The organism is Candidatus Sulfurimonas marisnigri (genome assembly GCF_015265475.1).
Lineage (GTDB): Bacteria > Campylobacterota > Campylobacteria > Campylobacterales > Sulfurimonadaceae > Sulfurimonas > Sulfurimonas marisnigri.
Map to the genome: position 1 here is coordinate 1,092,573 of NZ_CP054493.1, position 21,283 is coordinate 1,113,855.

A 21,283-nucleotide genomic window follows, 5' to 3' on the forward strand; every position below is an offset into this window, starting at 1 on the left:
ACAACCTACCTCTCACTCAATACATTTTCTCTGGCGCGCAATAACGGTTTTAAAATATAGTCTAATACAGTTTTCTTTCCGGTGATAATATCTACATCTGCTGTCATACCGACAATAACATTAAGTTTTTTATCTTCATTGCCTAGGAAGTTTTTATCAGTCCTAATACGTACAAGATAATAACTTTGCTTGTCTATTTCATCAATGATTGTATCAGCACTGATATGTGTTAAAGTACCCTCTAGTGAACCATATATAGCAAAATCGTAGGCAGAAAATTTTACAATTGCACGTTGCCCTGGATATAAAAAGGCAATATCTGCAGGTCTTATTTTAGCCTCAACCAATAAATTGTCTTGGGTTGGTACAATTTCAATAATGTTCATACCTGGTCTTACAACACCACCTACAGTGTTTACTAATAATTGTTTAATTGTTCCATTTACTGGAGAACGGACAAATGTGCGCTGTACTTTATCTTCTCTAGCAATATTAGCTCTTTCAATTCTTGACATTTCTGCTTTTGCTTCATTAAATGCCTCTTTGGCAGCGTTGCGAAACTTTAATTCAACCTCTTTTATATTATCCTTTTGCTCTTCAAGAACAGAGATAAGGCGTGGTATAGAGAGGTTTATTGCCTTCATTTCACCACCAATTGTGCTAGCTTGTCTTTGAAGTTGTAAATATTCAACTTCAGATACAATGCCTTTGTCAACTAAAGGCTTATTTAGTTCGAGTTCTCTTCTAATTAGTGAATAGTTATTTGTTAATTGAACTAATTTAGCTTGTGCCTCTTTTAGCTCATTTCGTTTTTGTAGTAAGCGGCGGTTATATATGATTATATTATTATTTAGCTGTTCTAGGTTTGTACGATACAAAGACTCTTCATGTTTAATAAGATTTGGTGAGTTTTTTCTTATTTGTTTAGTAGCTCTAAATGGACGCCCAGATGACTCTGCTAAAAGTCTAATAGTCTTCGCTTGTAGTTCATTGTAACGAAGTTGGCTCTCTATATAATTACTGACAAAACTTGTATCATCTATTTTTACAAGAATATCTCCTTTTTTTACTTCTTCACCCTCTGCAACAAGAATTTCACTAACAATACCACCTTCAAGATTTTGTATTACCTGTAATTGGTGAAATGGAATAATTTTACCTTGCCCTCGAGTTAGAGCATCAATCTCAGCATTATAAGCCCAATATATTAGCCATAATATTACAAATGCACCTATCCACAACATGAGCCTAGTGCTTAAAGTGGTATTCATTAACATAGCTGAGCTAACAGAATTCATATATTCTAAATCTTCCTCGTCTTTTACGCGAAGTTTTTTGATATCTTTTTTTCTATAGGAGTAATCAACAAATTTATCTTTAAGACTCATGTTTTACCCCTTTTTTTGGTTTATGCAACTGTTCAATAACTTCATTGCGTATGCCATCTAAAACAATTCTTCCTTTGTCCATTAAGATTAATCTTTGTGTAAGCGCCAATAAGTTGTTTTTATGTGATATTAAAATCATTGTACGATTTTTTTGATGTACATTTATTGTTCTGATGAAATTTAATTCATGGGCGCTATCCATTGAATTTGTTGGCTCATCAAGTAACACAATTGGTGCAGGGTGTATAAAGGCTCTTGCTACACAAATAGATTGTTTTTGACCCCCTGATAAACCGTCACCTCTCTCACCAACTGGCATATCATAACCCATTGGATGAATGTCAGCAAAGTCACTTACCCCACTAAGTTTTGAAACATATAAAATATCTTCATCACTAGCATCCGGAGAGCGTAAAATAATATTATCTTTTAATGTCCCTTGAAACAATATGACATCTTGTGGCACATAGGATATACTTCGTCTCAAATCGGCAGGGTCAATCTGTTTTATATCAATTCCATCAATTAATATTGAACCGTCTGTTGGTTCATAAAGTCCTAGAATTAGCTTTTCAAGAGTTGTTTTTCCTGAACCATTGGTACCTATTATACCGACAGACTCTCCAGGGTTAATTACAAAACTAATGTCATCTAAGACTTTTTTATCAGTATCTGGATATGTAAAATTCACATGTTGAAACTCAATCTTTCCACTAAAAGAAGGGCGCTCAACAAACTTTTTAGCATCTTCTCTTTCAACAGATAGTTTCATTATTGCGTTTATAGCATCATACGCTGTTTTTGTTTGTTGAAAGTTTGCGATTAAGGATGCTACTTGACCTAAGGGTGCTAGCATTCTTGAACCAAGCATAACTACGGCTATAAGTCCACCCATGCTTAAAGATTTTTCACCTATAGCATAAACACCACCGATAACAAGTGCTACTGTATTTATCTGGACTACAAAATTTACAAATGTTGAAATAGAATTTGATAAAATTTTAGAGCTTAGACCTTTTTGTGCAACATCACCAGTTGCTTCTTCCCATTTCCATTGATAGTGACCACTTATTCCTAGTGCTTTAATAGTTTCTAATGCTGATAATGATTCAATTAAGACAGAGTTTTTTCGTGCAGATGCTTCATATGTACTTTGAACGCTGTGTCTCATTGGTTTTTCAAGAATAGCACTGTAGATTATAATAATCAAACCACTAATCATAGGAATAGCAACTAACCAATCCCCTATTATATATATAATAAATAAAAAGATAATTGTAAATGGTAAATCTATCATAGTAGCAATTGAAGATGCAGTAAAAAAACCTCTTATAGAATCAAAGTCTTTTAAGTTACTGGCAAAAGATCCAACAGAACGAGGTTTAGAAGCTATTTTTAAATTTAATACATGTTCATAAATCATTGATGACATAATGACATCACTTTTCTTTGCTGCATTTTCAAGAAAATAGGAGCGTAAAAATTTTAAAATAATATCGAATATATATATTACAACAATACCAGTAGCAAATACCCACATAGTATCTATAGCATTATTTGGAACAACTCGATCGTATACATTTAGAGTGAAAATCGGACTTGCCATAACAAAAAGGTTTATTAAGAAGGATGCTACAATAACATCCATATAAACACCTCTTGAATATGCTAGAGTACCCCAAAACCAGTGATGTTCTTCATGTTTCAACAAACGTTTATGAGCATCTTTATAGTTATGTGAAGGTTTTAGTAAAAATGCAAAATTTATATACTCAGCTTCTAGAATATTTGATTCTACCCAATTCTCTCCTTCACCAACTTCTGGCAAAATAATTCTTGCATATTTTCTATCTGGGCTAATTTCAGTTAAAATACACGCCTTTTCATTTTCCTTATCACCTTTTAATATTAAGATAACAGGTAGAAGTAGTGGGGATATATCTTTAAATGAGTAATTTACTAACTTAGAGCTAAATCCTGCACGCTGTGCAGCACGATGAAAAGCAGATTTTGAACCTTTTGTTTCCAATGAAAACAGTTTAGGTGTTACCCTTCCCGGTGGTATTGGAAGGTCGGCAACAAGTGCATCAGCACTAAAAGGACGATTATAGAGCTTGGTGAAAATCACCAAGCATTCTAATATAGGGTCTTTGGGCATGTTATTCAACCACTACATTCATTTCTTCCAGTATTTTACCGGTGTATGATAAAATTTGATAGTAAGAGAGTAGACGGTCAAACTCTGCTGTAGCTTTACGATTTCTAGCGTTGTTGCGTTCAACTTCAATATTCAAAAGGTCAATAATACTTCTTCGTCCAAGCTCATTCTCTTTAATATAATCAGCTACTGTTTCTACAGTTGATTTTATATTATTGTCTATATGAACTAATTGTACCTTTGTTGAGTTAAATGTTTGTAAGGCGATTTGAGTGTTAGCTTTTATGTATCGCTTTGCATCCGCAAGAGTACTGTTTTTATTAAGTAATCTGTGTTGATTTGCTTGTTTGTTAGCTTGATCTGCCAAACCGTTGAAGATATTATAGTTTAGAACTAATAAAGCGTTATAACCAGAGTCATTTTCGTGTAGACTTGGGTTTGGATTGCTTAGGTCAGTAGAAACACCATGCACGTTTGCATTCCAATAACTTTGCAATCTAATATCTGCTCTTGGGTAATAAGGTGCTTCTGAACGTTTTAGAGCAGAACTTGCCACCTTAATATCATCTTGTGAAACATGGATTGTAGGATTGTTTTTCATAGCAATATCAACTAAAGCGTCTAAAGTATCTGCAGGTATTGCACCTATCATTGGCTTTTCTAAATCTGTAGCAGATACTTCGCCTGGTAATATACGCTGAAAGCTTGAAATAGAGTTAACATAATTTTGTTCTGACAAATACTGAACACTCAAAGCACTCTCATAACGTGATAATGTCTGTTTATAATCAGAATTACGTCCAACTCCTGCATCTACTTTTTGCTTTATTTGCGAAAGGTATTTTTTGTGTACTTCTACATTCTCTTTAGAAATTTTATATAACTCATAATTTCTAAGTACATCAATATAGTAAGTAACAGCTTCTAATGCTAAATCATTTGCACTCTCTTTAACTGAATCATTAGCGGATAAAATAAGTGCTTTTTGTTGTTTAACACCATACTTTGTGTCAAAACCCATAAACAAGTTTTGAGATAGTGTAGCAGAAGCATCTTGTCTAACTAAACTCTCACTCTCCCTTGCATTTGCTATTGTTCTTGTTACCTCAGGACCAACTGAGTACGACAAGTCAATTGTCGGCAAATAATCAGCTTTTACACGTGTAAGCAACTCTTTTTGCGTGAAGTGATCCTCTTTCTTCATCTGCATCTGAGGATGTGTTTCAATTGTTTTTTGTACAACTTCTGTGACTGACATAGCACTTACAAGTGCAGGCGTTAGGACAATAGAGAGTAATGTTAATCGTTTCATTCTGTTTCCTTTTATTATAATATTGGGTAAGTATACTATTAGAAACGTTAAGCTAATCTTAATATTATTTGTTATTTTTTAATGTATTTGAATATATATATTTTATTATTATCATTGTTTATGTTTGTCTAATGTGAATTATTACATACAAAAAAGAATTTAAAAGGTTGATAAAGTGCAAATAAGAGTCTATTGCGATTACCCATATTTTCCTGTAACTTCCGGAAACTGTAGGAAATAAAGACTTTTATTTTTAGAAATTTCCTATTTTTTAGTGAATTCAGTGAGATTTAGTGACCGTTTTTGGGGATGTTTTAGTCTTTTGAAAATGACATCTATATATTTCTTTATCATCTTATAAATACCTTAAAGTATAAAAGGGTGACAATTTCTTAGTTTTCTTCCACTGCCACATAAACAAATACTTTGTCTATCGAAACTCCGCATTTGCGTTTTCATTATGACGAGCAGCTAATATGAGATATGCCAGCAATTTCAAAGAATTCAGAAGGCTTTTTTCTATAGTATTTCTCTTCTATCTCACAAGATTGCTCAGTATATGGGTTTGTCATGACTTCTTGTAACTCTTTTATAAGTGTATAGTCTCCTTTTTGAGCCTCTTTGTAGGCAGGAACAAGAAACCACTCTCGTAGCGTATATTTTGGGTTGACTTGTTTCATCTCTTTAGAAAGCCTTTCGCAAGATTTTGGGCTAGTGGCGTTGATATCTATAGGGTTTGTGTCTTTGATGAGTGATTTCCATTTATCTAGCCACTCAGACCAGCTTTTTAAAATCTTATCATCATATATGGAATCATCGTAAAAGCTTTTAGTGAGCACAGAGATATCATCAGGTACGCTAGAGAGTTCGCGAAAAAAGATAGTGTAATCGACAGAAGTTTCTATCATTAGCTTTACAAGTTCATTGAATAGAGTTGCATTAAAGGTTTGTAGACCTAGCTTAGAAGCCCACATCTGTATCATTTTGGCTTGTATGACCTTGGAGAAGCCATCTCTTATCTCATGGAGTTGCTGGGTTTCGTTCTCATGTGACTGCAGTAAAGGTTGCAGTGCTTTGCAAAACATTTGAAAGTTACGCTCGGCAGCTTGAGGTTGATTAAGAAATGAAAAGTGAACTCCGCCACCCGTCCACGGCTGATATTTAGGGTCAAACATATCTATAAATCCAAACGGACCGTAATCGAGTGTAAAGCCGCCTGCTGCACAGTTGTCGCCATTAAAGTTCCCTTGAGTGTAGCCTACACGAATCCAGTTTGCTACAAGTGAGGTGAGTCGAGAGCGAAATTCACGAGCTAGTAACACCACTTTTCCTTCGGTAGTTAAATTTGTATCAATGACATCACTATATTCACGATCAATTAAGTGTAACACAATCATCTCGAGCTCTTCCATCGCTTTTGGATGCTCGTTTTTGCGGGCACGACGACCGAAAAGTTCAAGTTGACCTACCCGAAGAAAAGAGGGTGCAACCCGTGTTGTAATAGCAACAGCTTCTTCTATCATAACTTCAGGATCCTTGGAATATGAACCGTTTAGAAACCATGGTCGTTTGACTTTTTCTGTTTGTGATGCGTATAAACTCAAAGAGCGTGATGTTGGAACTCCAAGGGCATGCATATGTTCCTGTGCCAAAAACTCTCTAATACTTGAACGGAGTACTGCACGACCGTCAGCTCCACGACAGTAAGGTGTTCTACCACCGCCTTTAAGCTGCATTTCCCAGCGCTTGCCATTTATTACAGCTTCAAGTATAGATATGGCTCGACCATCACCGTATCCATTTCCCGTTTTAAAAGGACACTGTTCGTAGTATTCTCTGCCGTAGATAGAAAGTGCATATCCTGTTGCCCAACCTATCTTTCGTAATGGCTTGGGTAATTGAGAAGTATCACCGGAAAACAGTCGAATAAAATCTTCTGATGTTGCCAAACTATCACAAAAGCCAAGCTCGTCAAAAAAGTTCTTGCTATGCGCAATGTAAACGGGAGCTTTGATTGGTGTAGGGTTTACTGGGACATAATGCCCGCTTAATACTTGTCGGGGCAAGTGGTCTATACCGTTTTCTTTAGCATCTGGATCAGAGTTGAGTGTGTCCATTAGGGAGTAGTTTGTTAACTGTGCTAGATCATTGAGTGTATTTATAGTCTGACAGGTTTGTTTAACTTCTTGCATATATCTTCCTTATTTTAGAAACATAACATCTTATATCTCAACTACCTTTATAATAAATAAATTGCTTAAATTATATAGTTGTTTTTAACATTCTAAAATTTGATGGAATTTCAGTCTAGTTTATAGGGGACATTCCAATTATTTGCACAGAGTTTATTCTTATGATACTCTTTAGTTTATATATTATATTAACAAAGAGTAGAAATATTTTGTATTAGTCACATAAAATCCGTTTAGTAATTAAACAATTAATAAAGGATATTTATGTTAGATTTTGGACCTTTTATATCTCTATCTGCAGATGATTTTAATGAGAAAGTGGAACAAGGATATGAAATAATTGACATCAGAAGAGCTGATGAGTGGGAATGCTATGGAGTTATTGAGGGAAGTCATAAGATCACATTTTTTGATGAGAAAGGTGCATATGATATTGATGGTTTTTTAGAGGTATTCACGCAGATTGTCACAGATAAAGAACAACCTTTTATCTTAGTCTGTGCTCATGCAAGAAGAACAAAAGCAGTTGGTGAATTACTTGCTTTACAACTTAAGTATACAAATGTTTATGAATTAGATGGCGGTATTAACTGGGGTTGGATCGATAAAGGTTATAAAACTATTAGATGACTATATTTTAGTGTTAGGGTGGATTCCAATTAGATGATTTATCTATAAGTGCAAATTACGAAGTATGAGTGGCTACTTACAAATACAAAAGAAGAAAATAATGATAATTATCTAGTAGAAGAAAAATTACTAGTGTTCGAAGAGTTCCTGGGAAAGATAGGAGAATATTTAAAGAAATAGAATTTAAGACTTGAAGATATATTAATACATAATACTGATGTACAGATAGAAAATAAAAAAATTAAAAAGCTCTTAACAGATGTTTGACCTTACCATTAAATACAGTACAATACAAAAAATATAACTAAATATCAGCTTTAAGTTTCAAATAATTTGTGGATGTTTTTGGTAATGGTTTATTTTAGAGGGCTCTTAAATACCCTGTGCAAAGGGGTTTAACATGAAGATACGGGTCTATAACTTCCGGAAATTGTAGGAAATAAAGGCTTGCTTTTGAATAATTTTCCTGTATATTAGGAAATTAAGTGAAGTTTAGTGACCATTTTTGGTGCCGTTTTGTATTCTTAAAAGCTAACTATACTGAGGAGAGAAACAACTCTCCCTATTGTAGATATATTTTTATTCTATAACACACTCAACATCTCCGGATTTTCTATCCTCCATTGATATTTCAGGGCGTGAGACTTGGTTGTTAGCTGCATCATCTCCCAATACATAAACGTCGTTATCTTCAAAATGAGACTTATTTGCTTCATCATATGGAAGATCCCATACAATACAGCCATCTGTTGGACATGCAGCTTGACATGCTGGAGTATCATGGTCTCCAATACATTCAGTACAGGTTGCTGGATTAACATAGTACATATCCTCTCCTGTTGGGTTGTCATCTGATTCAACAATAGATCCTGTTGGACACTCTGCTAAACAAGCATCACACTCTATACATAAATCTGTAATACGAACTGACATTTTATATCCTTTTTTAGTTAAATTTAATAGCTATGATACCTATAACATTTTAAAGCATTATTAAGCTTCTGAAAATAACTGCTAATTATATCGCCAATTCAAATAGTAAGTGCAACACCTAGTTAAACTGCTGCATAAGATTTCGTAATTGTATCGAAAAACACTTCTGCTGGAATTTTGTAATTTAGTACCTTTCTTGGTCTAGCATTTAACCTATTCTGAACTTCAACAATTTGCTCATCTGTGATATTTTTAAACTCAGTCTTTTTTGGAAAATATTCTCTAATCAAACTATTAGTGTGTTCGTTTAAACTGGAATGTCCCCTATAAACTAGACAATATTTAATTCAGTAATTTAGATAAAATAATACGAATGTATTATGAGATTTAATAGGATTAAAAAATGGCAAGAGTAGTTTATAGTGAAGAGTTCAGAATAGAAGCGGTGAAGCAAGTTACAAAAAATGGGTATAGCATTACAGATACTGCTGATAGACTAGGAGTTCATCCTGACTCACTAAGAAACTGGATAAAAAGATTAGAATCTCCCCAAGCAATACAAAAGCATCAAATATTAGATGAATCTCAAATAGAGATAAAGAAACTCCAAAAAGAGCTCAAAAGAGTTACAGAAGAGAGGGACATACTAAAAAAGGCCGCGGTGTACTTTGCAAGCCACACAAACTAAAATATGCTTTTATAAAAGTATATAGTGAAGTTTATTCAGTTCATAGACTTTGCAAAGTTATGCAAGTACACCGTAGCGGATATTATCAGTGGCTAAATCAGCCGATCTCAGATAGAGAACTTGAAAATAAAGAATTGCTAATACAGATTAAAGATGCATTCAAAGCATCAAATGGTGTTTATGGTCACAGGAATATTCATAAAGACCTCAAAGAGTTAGGTATTCATGTAAATAAAAAGCGAGTAGCTAGACTCATGAGTGAAGCTAAACTGTATGGGGTAGGCACTTATAAACGTAAGCCATATAGTAAGGCTGGTCCAGCTCACAAAGCTTATCCAAACCATCTTCATCAGTGTTTCATTTCAGGGAAGCCAAATGACACATGGGTGAGTGATATAACTTACATTAGAACTAAAGAAGGATGGATATTTTTAGCCACTGTTATTGATTTATATAGTAGAAAAATTATTGGCTGGGCAACTGGCCATCGCCAAACTACACCGTTAATTGTTGAAGCATTAAAAATGGCCACAACAAGACTAAGTAAGGATGACAAGGTCATACTTCACTCAGATCAAGGGAGTCAATATGCTTCTTACGACTATAAAAAGTTTGCAACTTCACATAATATTACTCTGAGTATGAGTCGAAGAGGAAACTGTTATGACAATGCAGTTGCCGAGAGCTTTTTTAAGACTCTAAAAAAGGAGCTTGTTAGAAAACAGATATTTTTAACGAGAGAAATTGCAGCTTCTAAAATATTTGAATATATAGAAATGTTCTACAACTCAAAAAGAAGACATAGTTATTTAGATTATATTTCACCGAATGAGTTTGAAAAAAGGTATAATCAAAAGTCTTTAAAAAGTTAGGTTTTTACTAGTTTAGTAATTGTCTAGTTTATAGGGGACATTCCATTATTCTAATAATAGTTAGTGTTGTTTTTCTGTACAATACTAAAAAATATATTTTCAAAATCGCTTTCAGTTTTAAACATTTTAGTGTCCGGTTTTGTGTCCGGTAAATTAAAAAAGTACTGATAGTAACGGGTATAGAGGGGTTTAGAGTGAAAGTACGGGTTTATTACGAAGACACAGATACAGGCGGGGTAGTTTACCATTCAAATTATTTAAATTTTTGTGAGCGCGCTAGGAGTGATGCATTTTTTAATATAGGTTCTACACCGGTTCTTGAAAATGGTCATTTTGTAGCTAGAAGAGTTGAAGCTGAGTATCTTTTAAGTGCTAAATTAGGTGATGAGTTAAAAGTAACAACACAGCTTTCAGTTATGAAAGCAGCTTCATTTAAACTTTTGCAAACAATTTATAAGGATGAAAAAAAGATATTTGAATTGTCGATTACTTTAGCATATATAACGTTTGAAGGGAAACCTCAAAAAATCACTACAGATGTGAAAGAGCTTCTATTGTCACTCTTCAGTAGTTGATTCATAGTGTATAAATCTATATATAGATGGCTGTAGTAGTTTGATAGGGTAAATCATCTGATTATCAACTACTTCAATCTCATATTCTCTCTCTTCACCATTTAACTGGTTAAAAAAGTAGTCAACTCCAACTGTAGTTGTGTAGTTTATCCAATCATATACTATGTCATTTCCTAAAAGTAAGTTTGTTTCTATAAGTACATCTTTATTTTGAGTTATAGAGTTTGCTATTATCATATTTTTTCTATCTTGATATTGAGTCATAGAGAGCAGTAGCGGATTATAATTTGTTTGAGTTGACAATACATTTGTGCTGTTTGTATCATAGAGTGTCAGTTGAGACATAATCATTCCGCTTTTAATAATAGGAGTATTTACAAAAACTGATCCTTGGTTTATTTCTATATTTTCTTTTAACTGTTTTTCTAAGTTCGTTATTTGCTTAGGAATTGAAAATTTTACAACAGTTAGATTTTCATCAGAATTTATATTCTCACTCCTAAACTGTTCTTCTTGATAGTCAGATAGCCTTTTACCAATAATTGATTTATCATGGAAAATTACCAATGGAGATATCGCTTCTTTAATAAGTAAATTGCTTTGTGCACGATAATCAATGCCACCATAGTAAAGGTATTTTGATGTTGTAGTTGTGTCTTTTTTGTTTATTGTTGGAAAGTATATATTTAATTCAGGATTGATTTTTGAAATAATATTTTCACCTATTTGAGTTAGTGGAGCAATAACATAGTCAAACTCATCTTCTTTAATTTTTATTAGTGCATCAGAAATATCTTTATGAGTTTCATTCTCTATTTTGTAGCTTTTTAACTCAAAAGGGCGATTTTTGGCCATAAGATAAGCAAATGAAGCATTTGTGGTTGATGAAGCGTATCTTCCTATTTTTTTATATGGTAATAAGAGAGCAATGCGAAGTTTACGGCTTAGTATTTTTGCTTTTAGATTAAATAGTGATATATATTTTCTTCTTATATCCTCTTGTTTATTGTTCTCTAATGGCAAATTTGCATGAGCTAAAAATGAAAAAATAAAACCATTATCAAGATACTTTTGTAAACACTCTTCGTTGCATGAATAAGGATCTAAATTTTGAACATCTATTTTTGGAAGTTGAATATTAGATATAAGAAAGCTTTGTGCATATAATAAAAATGGAAATAGTAAAATAAGGCATAGCTTTTTCATATACAACTCTTTATAGTTTTTTGTAAATATACGATAAATGCCTATAATTAGTGCTTTTGAAGTATATTTAATCCCTACTTTTTTATAATTATTTAGTTTAGAGTAGGGATTTATTTAGTATGCTTATTATATCGGATTGAATTTAAATAAAAGTATAAACGAATGAGAGTATTAAAATATTATTTAAGTAAATGAAAATATCGCTTAAATGATACGATTATAAGTTATAATAGACTCAGAAAATGATACTATTAGATTAGATATTCGATTCAAAAGGCAAAGTATGGATAGTGAAATTATAAAGTGGATATGGCAACATAGAGATTATCCTCATTTCAAGTATGATAAAACAAAACTTTCAATACTTATCAGCGAAATCGATTATCAAAGGGGTATCCTCGATGGTATGTCTAAACTTTTTAATCAAGAAGACATTAGAAATATAGAAATAGATACCTTAACAGATGAAGCAATAAATACATCCTTAATAGAGGGTGAAGTATTCAAAAGGGAAAGTGTACGCTCCTCATTTAGGAAAAAACTGGATAAAGACTTTGATGGAAGAAGTGATAAATACTCAACAGCTGCAACAGATTCTCTTGTAGAGATACTTTTAGACTGTAGTTTAAATAAAGACCCTCTAACGCTTGATAGGCTTCACGGTTGGCATAACTGCCTCTTTGAAAATAGATATAGTAGGTTAGATCGAATTAATATTGCCAAATTTAGAACTCATGATGATATGGAAGTAGTCTCTGGTGCAATAGGACATGAAAAAGTACATTACAAAGCTGTACCATTATCAAGCATGGATGAAGATATTGAAAACTTTTTAGAATACTGTAACAGTAGTGATGAAAACATTTATATTAAGTCTGCAATAGCTCATCTTTGGTTTGTATCTATCCACCCTTATGATGATGGAAATGGAAGGATATCAAGAGCAATTACTGATTCCATTTTATCTAAACAGACACTTCATACAGAGTTTAAACTCTATTCTGTTTCAACAGCTATTAATAGTGATAGAAAAGCTTATTATGATGTATTAGATAAGACAACAAACCTCTTTAAAAATAGAAATTTTGACATAACTTTATGGTTAGACTGGCATTTGAATACTTTAAAAAGTGCAATGATAGACGCATTGAAAAATATTGAATATCTTGTAGAAAAAACAAAGTTTTGGGATATTCATAGGAAGCAATCTCTAAATGAAAGGCAGATAAAGGTTTTAAATAAAATACTTGATAAGGGTGCAGAAAACTTTGAAGGTGGTATCAATACAAAAAAATATATATCACTTACTAAAGTCAGTAAGGCTACAGCGGTAAGGGATATTAATGAGCTTTTAGAGTTTGGGTGCATCAAGCAAGTTCAAGGAACACAAGGGAGAAATGTAAGGTATAGAGTCCTGGTTTAGGAATAAAAGATATCAGTAAACTATGAGTGAAAAAGAGAGGATGGCTTATAAAAAAATTTAAAAAGAAACATATTTTTTTGGATGAACATGATGTACTGTTTAGACCATAGAAAGAGTATACTCAACTACTTCAAAAAACAAGCAACGAGAGGAGTTGAGACATTATAAGCCAAAGAATGATGATGTTGCTAACAATAAGTTAGAAGTTCTTTAAAGAATGGAGTGTAAAAGACCAGTTGATATAGTTATTTAGTTTTTTTACGACTAATATAAAATAAATTGTCCATATTTGGACTTTTATTCAGATCGTATGCTTTAGCTAACCTTCTTGGCTTCTTATATTTTGCATTATAGATATTAGGTAGTTGCATTGTCTTACTTCTTACCCCTAGGTGTGAATAATAATATCTTCCAATTTTAGTATTACTATCTTTAAACTGTAGTGTACAAGCCTTATATATTGCTATAGCGAGTTGAGAAGTTAATATATTGTGAGACAGTAAAATATGAATTTCTTCATCAATTTCTTTTTCCCACATCTGTATGTTTAAATTTTGTTTGCTTCCCAAAAGATTCATTCCATAAAAAGTTATTATAGAATTTATTGTAGTATATTGCTGCTGGATATATTCAAGTGGATTTCTTTGCTCTATATAGTATTTATCCCTACTAAATTTATCAATATTAAAACTGATTGAATATTCAAAATTAATATAATTTAGATTAATAATCTCTTTTAAATCATTTTGATTAAGCCTATAGTATAGTACTGTTTTATGGCAACCTCTAATTTTATTGGTAGAAAAAGAATGATTACTGAATATTTGAAGGCTCTTACCATGGATAATAAAACAGATAAACTAGCGATAAGATTTTTATACATAATCACGCAGCTAAATTTAGGTAAAAAACTTACTCCAAAAGAGTTAGCCTTAAAGTTTGATGTAACAGAGAGAATCATCCAAAAAGACATAATTACAAATTAATGCCACTTGTGGCATAATACCTCAAAAGGAGATGTTATGAAACGCATAGACTTAATTAATCAAATCATTAACAGAAAAGAGCAACTTGGTATTACTGTAGAAAACCTTGCTAAGCTTAGTGGTGTTGGTGTAAGAACTATAAACAGGCTTTTAAAGAATGAAGATGTTAAGTTAAGTACGATTGAGCATGTAACAAACTTCCTAGGTTTAGATTTTGCTGGTAATGAGCAAATACCTGTTAATGAACTAAAGAAACAAAGAGCACACGAGAAAGCTCTCTTTTTAGCTTCTATAGTTCAAGGCACATCAGCGCTTGAGATGCAAGGCTTAGAGGATGATAGTTTGAATCGTATTATTGCCACATACGAAAAAGAGTTTTTAGATGGAGAGTATAAAAATACTCTTTGGGTAGCTTAAGATGATACACTCTACAAAGCCAATAGATGATGCTACACCGCTTGATGATATATCAGGACTAAAACTGCCAAGTTATAAAGTTTACACCCTCAAAGAGATATATATTGCAGAAGCTAACAACATTGCAATCGCAACACTAAAGTACTTATCTGCCCCACCATCTAAAAAGGTAGCCCCGTTTTCTTATGAATGGCTATCTTCACTTCACGAAGAGATGTTTGGCAATGTATGGGATTGGGCAGGTAAATTTAGACAAGTAGAACTCTCTATCGGCATAAAAGCTTATCAAGTTCCAACTGCACTCAAAGAGCTATCAGATGATATCGCTTACTGGGACAAGAATAAAACCTTTGATATCTACGAAATAGCTACTCGTATACACCATAGAGCTGTTCAAATACATCCATATAAAAATGGTAATGGTCGTTGGTCTAGAATGTTGGCGAACATATATCTTAGGCAGAATGGTTCTCTCCCTGTAAAGTGGCAAGAGGACTTACTCTCAAAAGAGAATCCTAATAGAGACGAGTATATACAAGCGCTTAAAGAAGCTGATAGTGGGAACTACACCAGTTTAATTGCTATGCATCGTAGTACTTATTGAGGAAAGTATCAATGATAAAGTTTGATAAAAAGGCTATGGAAAAGTTTAATCAGATTCCAGATGATATGAAGGCAAAGATACTTTCTAATGTTTATTGTTCCAGCTGTAAAGATACAGTGAAGATTATTGATTTTACAGCAACAATAAGTCGAGAAGACTTGCTTTTAAAAGGTAAATGTGAGAAGTGTGGAACTGAAGTAGCTAGACTAGTTGAGATATAGCATTATCTTTATAGAAAATCTCTCTTTATCCCACTCTAACTTTTTAATAAATCCAAAAAGCTCATTACCATTACCAAGGATATACGATGGTGTATAGTTCATCTTTTTTGGAAGATAGCCTAATTTAATATTGTCAGTTGTAAGTACTTTAACAGCTCTGTTATCATATGGATTATTCTTTTCGCTAACTACCACTACTTTATCGTTGATTTGCAGACTTTGTATAAGTTCACTCATGTTGTCGATGAACTGAGTTCCTGCAAGATAAAATTCACCAAGACATACACCAAAAGAACTGTCAGGCAGTTTTATCTCTTTTAGATAGTGCAAAAACAGTTTAGCTGTGATTTTTGAAAGCTTTTTTTGTTCTATAAGTAAACTTTTGGTTGGTAGCCTGTAAAGCTCCATAAAACTATGGATATCATCGGTATTGATATCGCCGTCTTTTATCTTTTTTAGAAAGTATTTTCGTATGGATTTATACTCTTTATGAGATTGACCTTGTTTAGTTAGTTTATACAACAGCTTATTGTCTGTCTGTTCATACATTGATTTAAATGTGCTCTCTAGTGATAGATTTATTATCATGATAGACTCCTTCTATATCTAACAGTATAGAAAAAGTATTGGACTACATTATGTCCGTTTTATTATTTAATCAGATGTTCTATCTGCCTTGATAAAAATTTATCAGCATTGTCTTTTGCTTTAAGTGCAAGATCTTTTGGAGAAACAACAATGAGATCTGGCATCCATTTTTTCACTTCATGAAGTATTTCTCTATCAGATGTAGCAAGTAGTGCAATGTCCATGCTTCCATCACTATATATTTTAACTATACGCTGTGTAGTAGCTATCGGTCTTCGCTCAAAATACTTAGCAATATCAGAAGACGCATTTAGTATAACTTCAAAGTACTCGTTGTTAGGTTCAAACCAAGCGTTTATAGAACGTTCTAGTATATTATGGGCTCTTGATTCAGGTTTAAATACTTCATCCGTAACTTCTAAATGAGTGATATCTTTAAAATAAAATGTTTTTAAACTACTTGTTAAGATCTCTTCTCCGTACAGATACCAATAACCTTCAAAAGAAACTATCTTATATGGCTTTACATGACGGACTTTATCGTTGTAGTTAAAGATTACTATTAGATTCTCTGCGATGGCCTTTTCTATCTTGTTAAATAGCTCTAAACTCTCTGAAATATCTTCTATTATGGTTTTGGAATAAATAGGGTTATTGGAATGATTTTGAAGTTTAGAAAAAAGATGTTTTGCTTTTGAACCAAAACCTGCACCGATACTTTGTGCTATATTTTCAAGCATCTCTATTACCAACATCTCTTCAGGTGTACGCTCTTTAGTAATGTTGTAGCCTTTTTGCATTCGCCATTTACGTCCATCTTTCTCTATTGGAAATCTTATAAGCCTTTCGTTAAAATCTCTCTGTATAGTTTTAGAAGATACATTGAATTCTTCTGATAAATCACTAACCGATAAACTCTCCCCCTCATATAGTCTTTGTAAAATGATCGTTAATCTAGTAAGTATTTTGTCATAATCGTGAAGTGCTGCCATATTTTCTCCTAAACGGACATTATGTTGTCTAAGAAGTATTATAGAATAATTTCAAAGGATTTGAAAATGGAACTACCTGGTTTTATAATTATCGGTATTTTAGTTTGGTCAGTATTTACCATTGGAAGTGTAGCACTTCGTAATCCATTTACATTTATATTTGCGATGATTGGGCTAGGGTTTCTATTTGGGGATGATGATTGTGATATATAAAATTTGATAAGTACTTTACAGTATGTTTTAAATAAGAAACTGTATAATATTTTAAATTATTAGGAAATGTGAATGACAATAACTCAGATAGAACAAAATATAAAGAATATAATAGGTAATTTTTCACAAGATGACTTTATATTTGACTTACTATTAGCATATGGTGAACCTAAAGCTACTATCAGCAGATTGAGAAAGGGAGATCTGAATCAGCTTGAAAGTAAGGGCGAACTTACACACAGAAAAAAGCTGTTTTTCAAAGTTGCCACTGATCATTTACATTCAACTGTTGATAAACTAAGAAATGATAGTGCAACTCTAAAGCAGAAACCTAGATTTATCATTGTTACTGACTATAAAACACTACTTGCATATGACACAAAAACTACAGATACCTTAGATATAGAGCTAACAGACCTTACAAAACACTACGACTTCTTTTTACCTTGGGCTGGTATGGAGAAGTCCACTCATCAAGCAGAAAACCCCGCTGATGTTAAAGCATCTGAGAAGATGGCAAAACTATATGATGAAATTTTAAAAGACAATCATATAGAGTCGGAAGAAGATGTGCATGCATTAAATGTATTTTTAACAAGATTACTCTTTTGTTATTTCGCAGAAGATTCTGATATATTTACAGATAATATCTTTACTCACTCAATCTCTTCTCATACACAAGCCAATGGTAGTGATGTAGGTACTTACTTAGATAGGCTTTTTGATGTGTTTAATACCGATGAAAAAGATAGAGATGCTTCACTTCCTGAGTATCTTAAAGCTTTTCCATATGTAAATGGTGGATTGTTTAGAGATAAGTTTACTATACCTACCTTTACGATGAAATCACGAAACATTTTATTAGAGATTGGTAGTTTAAATTGGTCAGAAATCAATCCAGATATTTTTGGTTCGATGATACAAGCAGTCGTAAAAGATGAGTATCGTGGTGATATGGGTATGCACTATACTTCAGTTCCAAACATTATGAAAGTGATGCAACCACTATTTTTAGATGAGCTTTATGAAGAGTTTGAAAAAGCAAAAGGCAATACTAAAAAGTTAAACTTACTGCATTTAAGACTTCAAAACCTTAAAATATTTGATCCAGCTTGTGGGTCTGGTAACTTTTTGATTATTGCATATAAAGAGCTTAGAACATTAGAAATGTTGATTTTTAAAGAGGGTGGACTGTTAATCTCTCCAAGTATTAAATTAACACAATTTTATGGAATAGAGTTAGATGATTTTGCTCATGAGGTCGCGATACTTTCTCTTTGGTTGGCTGAACACCAAATGAATATGTTGTTTAAAAAAGAGTTTGGGACTGTTCCTCCTGCATTACCGCTTCAAGATGGTGGTAATATAGTTCAGGGTAATGCCACAAGACTTGACTGGGAAGAAGTTTGTCCTAAAGTGGATGGGGATGAGATTTATATACTTGGTAATCCTCCATATCTTGGGTCTAGCATGCAGAATAAAGAACAAAAAGCAGATAAAGAGTTTGTCTTTGATGGTTTGAATAACTTTAAGAATCTTGATTACATTGCTTGCTGGTTCTTAAAAGGTGCTAAATATATTCAGAAATCAAATGCTCAGCTTGCCTTTGTTTCAACCAACTCAGTTAGTCAAGGTGAACAAGTTTCGATGCTATGGCCAAATATCTTCAAGAAGAATATTGAAATATTTTTTGCTTATCAGTCTTTCAAATGGACTAATAATGCAAAAGGTAATGCAGGAGTTAGTGTTGTTGTTATTGGTCTTAGAAATATATCTAAAGAATTGAAATTTCTCTTTATTAATACTATTAAGCATGAAGTGAAAAATATTAATGCATATTTAGTAAACAGTAACAATATAATCATTGAAAAAAAACAATCCTCAATTTCTTTTTTACCATCAATGGTTTCTGGAAATAAGCCTGTTGATGGTGGTAACTTGATTTTAAGTGAAGAGGATAAAAATAAATTATTGGAAAAAGAACCTAACGCCAATAAGTTTTTGAAGAAATTATTAGGTGCTAGTGAACTGATGAGTGGACAAAATAGGTACTGTTTATGGATAAATGATTCTGACTTAGAAGAAGCTCAACAGTTCAAGTTTATTAGAGATCGTATTGAGAGTAATAGACAGTTTCGGTTGGCTAGTAGAGACTCTGGCGCAAACAATCTTGCTAATTCTGCTCATCAGTTCAGAGACTTTTTTTCAACTAGGCGCACAAGTATAGTAATCCCACAAACAGGCTCTGAACGACGAAAATATTTACCTATAGGGTTTATTAACTCGGATACTATTGTTTCAAATGCTGTTAGAATCATATATGATGCAGAAATTTGGATAATGGGATTACTTTCATCTAATTTGCATATCCTTTGGGTGAGAGCTGTTGCTGGAAGAATGAAAATGGATATGCAATATTCTAATACATTATGCTACAACACTTTTCCATTCCCAAATATTAACAAAAAACAAAAAGAAGAAATAACAGAACTTGTACTTAATATACGAGATGAAAGAGAGCAACACACAGAAAAAACATTGGCTCAAATGTACGATCCAGATAAAATGCCACAAGGCTTAAAAGAAGCTCATCATCAATTAGATTTAGCCATAGAAAAATGCTACAGAAATAAACCTTTTGAAAATGATGAAGAAAGACTTGAATATCTGTTTAAACTTTATGAAGAGATGACTGTAAGTGAGAATAAATAATTGAAAGATAACATACCTGAAATAAATAGTTACTTTGGTTTCAACAAATGCAAAGAACATAAAAATATTTATATCAGTGATCAACTACCTTGTCCTCATCCAAATTGTAAGCATGGATTACAGTCAGAAACTTTTATTGATAATGGAATCCCATACTCTAATAAAATAATATATATAAGGAAAAGTTGGAAAGGCTTCAATGGAGAGAATAAATATATTTGGATTAGAGAAGATGAGTTAATAATATATATCAGTAATATTATATATGATGAAGTATTTCAAATAATCAAGGGTAAATCATCAGATAGTATTTATCATTATACAACATTGGATACTTTGAATAAAATACTAGAATCAAATGAATTGTGGCTGACTGAATGGAAATGTACTAATGATAAAGTTGAAATAAAGCATGGTTTAAAAATTACTGATGAATTTAATCGTGATAGATTAAAGATAGAAGATAACCTGAAAACAAATAATTATTTTATCTCCTCATTCTCTTATGAAATTAATAATGTAACACTCTTTGATAGATATGCAGACAAAGCACAAGGTGTCGCAATAGAGTTTGATACTAAATTTGATTGCATTCCTAGAGAAAATTTTTGGTATAGAAATGCTGAATTTATGAAACTAATGCCCGTGATATATGAAGAAGATATTCAACGAAAAATAATACAGTATGCCTTTTCAATATATGAAAATACAAAAGAATGGTTAGCTGAATCAAAGGAGCATTATAACTTTGATGGAAAAGTGGTTTCAAAGAAAGAAAGAAAAAAAATGTTAGAAAAGTTTTTTATAACAACAATTGAAGAAATTATTTCATTTTTTAAACATCCATCATTTAAAGATGAACGTGAAATTCGATGGTTATATAGATTTGACAGTGATTTTATAAAAGAACATAAATTTAATTTAAAAATGAAAAAACTTAATGATAAAAGCTATTATACTTCAACTGATGCACATGATATGTCATATCAAAATTATTACAATCTAGATGAAAAATCAAAGATAAACTTACCAATAAAAAGTATTATACTAGGGAGTAAAGTTGAAAATCAAAAAAAAGTTATTAGTGAGCTAAATGAACGGTGCAAGATGTTTGGGTTTCAAAATATTGAAATTAGAGTGTCAGAAATACCATACAGATAAATTAAAGAGAGA

Annotated in this window: 21 protein-coding genes and 1 pseudogene; 11 read left to right on the forward strand and 11 right to left on the reverse strand. The window is 32.4% G+C overall.

Features of this window, described 5'->3' with window-relative positions:
- Positions 1–5 precede the first annotated feature (5 nt).
- The 5 genes from HUE87_RS05525 to HUE87_RS05545 form a co-directional block, all read right to left on the reverse strand.
- Positions 6–1,388, reverse strand: coding sequence for an HlyD family type I secretion periplasmic adaptor subunit (locus HUE87_RS05525; protein WP_194367724.1), 1,383 nt, complete (start codon positions 1,386–1,388; stop codon positions 6–8).
- Positions 1,378–3,546 carry a type I secretion system permease/ATPase gene (locus tag HUE87_RS05530; protein ID WP_194367896.1) on the reverse strand — a complete coding sequence of 723 codons (2,169 nt, stop codon included), beginning with the start codon at positions 3,544–3,546 and terminating at the stop codon, positions 1,378–1,380. The genes HUE87_RS05525 and HUE87_RS05530 overlap by 11 nt, the downstream gene beginning before the upstream one ends.
- 1 nt (position 3,547) lies before the next feature.
- A complete protein-coding gene (locus tag HUE87_RS05535; protein WP_194367725.1) occupies positions 3,548–4,858 on the reverse strand; it encodes a TolC family protein in 1,311 nt (436 codons plus the stop codon).
- Positions 4,859–5,224: 366 nt separating this feature from the next.
- Entirely contained in the window at positions 5,225–5,317 is a 93-nt protein-coding gene (locus tag HUE87_RS12915; protein ID WP_194367726.1) for an SEC-C metal-binding domain-containing protein, read from the reverse strand.
- A complete protein-coding gene (locus HUE87_RS05545; protein ID WP_194367727.1) occupies positions 5,317–7,050 on the reverse strand; it encodes a protein adenylyltransferase SelO in 1,734 nt (577 codons plus the stop codon). Before HUE87_RS05545 ends, HUE87_RS12915 begins: the two co-directional genes overlap by 1 nt.
- Positions 7,051–7,314: 264 nt before the next feature.
- On the opposite strand from HUE87_RS05545, the gene HUE87_RS05550 reads away from it, so the two are divergent.
- Positions 7,315–7,680 (forward strand): rhodanese-like domain-containing protein, encoded by a 366-nt coding sequence (locus tag HUE87_RS05550; RefSeq protein ID WP_194367728.1) that lies wholly within the window; start codon positions 7,315–7,317, stop codon positions 7,678–7,680.
- 579 nt (positions 7,681–8,259) lie between these two features.
- Here the strand turns inward: HUE87_RS05550 and HUE87_RS05555 are convergent.
- Entirely contained in the window at positions 8,260–8,613 is a 354-nt protein-coding gene (locus tag HUE87_RS05555; RefSeq protein ID WP_194367729.1) for a 4Fe-4S dicluster domain-containing protein, read from the reverse strand.
- Positions 8,614–8,735: 122 nt separating this feature from the next.
- Positions 8,736–8,924: pseudogene (locus HUE87_RS12920) on the reverse strand (IS30 family transposase); the annotation flags it as partial.
- Between the two features lie 92 nt (positions 8,925–9,016).
- On the opposite strand from HUE87_RS12920, the gene HUE87_RS05560 reads away from it, so the two are divergent.
- Positions 9,017–10,173 (forward strand): IS3 family transposase gene (locus HUE87_RS05560; RefSeq protein WP_430732976.1). Its coding sequence is split into 2 segments (ribosomal slippage): positions 9,017–9,260 and positions 9,260–10,173, totalling 1,158 coding nucleotides; the frame shifts between segments, so codons are not numbered across the junction.
- Between the two features lie 194 nt (positions 10,174–10,367).
- On the forward strand, positions 10,368–10,748 hold the full coding sequence (locus tag HUE87_RS05565) for a YbgC/FadM family acyl-CoA thioesterase (RefSeq protein WP_194367730.1): 381 nt from the start codon (positions 10,368–10,370) through the stop codon (positions 10,746–10,748).
- On the opposite strand, the gene HUE87_RS05570 is transcribed toward HUE87_RS05565, so the two are convergent.
- Entirely contained in the window at positions 10,731–11,954 is a 1,224-nt protein-coding gene (locus HUE87_RS05570) for a hypothetical protein (RefSeq protein WP_194367731.1), read from the reverse strand. The genes HUE87_RS05565 and HUE87_RS05570 overlap by 18 nt on opposite strands.
- Before the next feature lie 283 nt (positions 11,955–12,237).
- Between HUE87_RS05570 and HUE87_RS05575 the strand changes: the two genes are divergently transcribed.
- Complete coding sequence (locus HUE87_RS05575; protein ID WP_194367732.1) at positions 12,238–13,377, forward strand: Fic family protein; 1,140 nt, start codon at positions 12,238–12,240, stop codon at positions 13,375–13,377.
- 245 nt (positions 13,378–13,622) lie between these two features.
- On the opposite strand, the gene HUE87_RS05580 is transcribed toward HUE87_RS05575, so the two are convergent.
- Complete coding sequence (locus tag HUE87_RS05580) at positions 13,623–13,946, reverse strand: hypothetical protein (RefSeq protein WP_194367733.1); 324 nt, start codon at positions 13,944–13,946, stop codon at positions 13,623–13,625.
- A gap of 207 nt (positions 13,947–14,153) precedes the next feature.
- On the opposite strand from HUE87_RS05580, the gene HUE87_RS05585 reads away from it, so the two are divergent.
- Genes HUE87_RS05585 through HUE87_RS05600 form a run of 4 tightly spaced genes read left to right on the forward strand, consistent with a single transcriptional unit; the run spans position 14,154 to position 15,605 of the window.
- The gene (locus HUE87_RS05585) at positions 14,154–14,363 is read left to right on the forward strand and encodes an HTH domain-containing protein (protein ID WP_194367734.1); all 210 of its coding nucleotides are present in this window, start codon (positions 14,154–14,156) and stop codon (positions 14,361–14,363) included.
- Positions 14,364–14,399: 36 nt separating this feature from the next.
- Complete coding sequence (locus HUE87_RS05590; RefSeq protein ID WP_194367735.1) at positions 14,400–14,780, forward strand: helix-turn-helix domain-containing protein; 381 nt, start codon at positions 14,400–14,402, stop codon at positions 14,778–14,780.
- A gap of 1 nt (position 14,781) precedes the next feature.
- Positions 14,782–15,384 (forward strand): mobile mystery protein B, encoded by a 603-nt coding sequence (locus HUE87_RS05595; protein WP_194367736.1) that lies wholly within the window; start codon positions 14,782–14,784, stop codon positions 15,382–15,384.
- Between the two features lie 11 nt (positions 15,385–15,395).
- The gene (locus HUE87_RS05600) at positions 15,396–15,605 is read left to right on the forward strand and encodes a hypothetical protein (protein WP_194367737.1); all 210 of its coding nucleotides are present in this window, start codon (positions 15,396–15,398) and stop codon (positions 15,603–15,605) included.
- Here HUE87_RS05600 and HUE87_RS05605 read toward each other — a convergent pair.
- Together HUE87_RS05605 and HUE87_RS05610 are read right to left on the reverse strand one after the other, a co-directional pair.
- Positions 15,591–16,193, reverse strand: coding sequence for an HIRAN domain-containing protein (locus tag HUE87_RS05605; RefSeq protein ID WP_194367738.1), 603 nt, complete (start codon positions 16,191–16,193; stop codon positions 15,591–15,593). The genes HUE87_RS05600 and HUE87_RS05605 overlap by 15 nt on opposite strands.
- Before the next feature lie 62 nt (positions 16,194–16,255).
- Positions 16,256–17,185: a helix-turn-helix transcriptional regulator gene (locus HUE87_RS05610; RefSeq protein ID WP_194367739.1), complete on the reverse strand. Its 930-nt coding sequence runs from the start codon at positions 17,183–17,185 to the stop codon at positions 16,256–16,258.
- 66 nt (positions 17,186–17,251) lie between these two features.
- Here HUE87_RS05610 and HUE87_RS05615 point away from each other — a divergent pair, with 66 nt between their 5' ends.
- The 3 genes from HUE87_RS05615 to HUE87_RS05625 all read left to right on the forward strand — a co-directional run bounded on the left by HUE87_RS05615 (position 17,252) and on the right by HUE87_RS05625 (position 21,271).
- The gene (locus HUE87_RS05615) at positions 17,252–17,398 is read left to right on the forward strand and encodes a hypothetical protein (RefSeq protein ID WP_194367740.1); all 147 of its coding nucleotides are present in this window, start codon (positions 17,252–17,254) and stop codon (positions 17,396–17,398) included.
- A 72-nt stretch (positions 17,399–17,470) separates the two neighbouring features.
- Positions 17,471–20,110, forward strand: a complete 2,640-nt coding sequence (locus tag HUE87_RS05620) for a DNA methyltransferase (RefSeq protein ID WP_194367741.1) — start codon at positions 17,471–17,473, stop codon at positions 20,108–20,110.
- Positions 20,111–21,271: a DUF2971 domain-containing protein gene (locus HUE87_RS05625; RefSeq protein WP_194367742.1), complete on the forward strand. Its 1,161-nt coding sequence runs from the start codon at positions 20,111–20,113 to the stop codon at positions 21,269–21,271.
- The last annotated feature ends 12 nt before the right edge of the window (positions 21,272–21,283 follow it).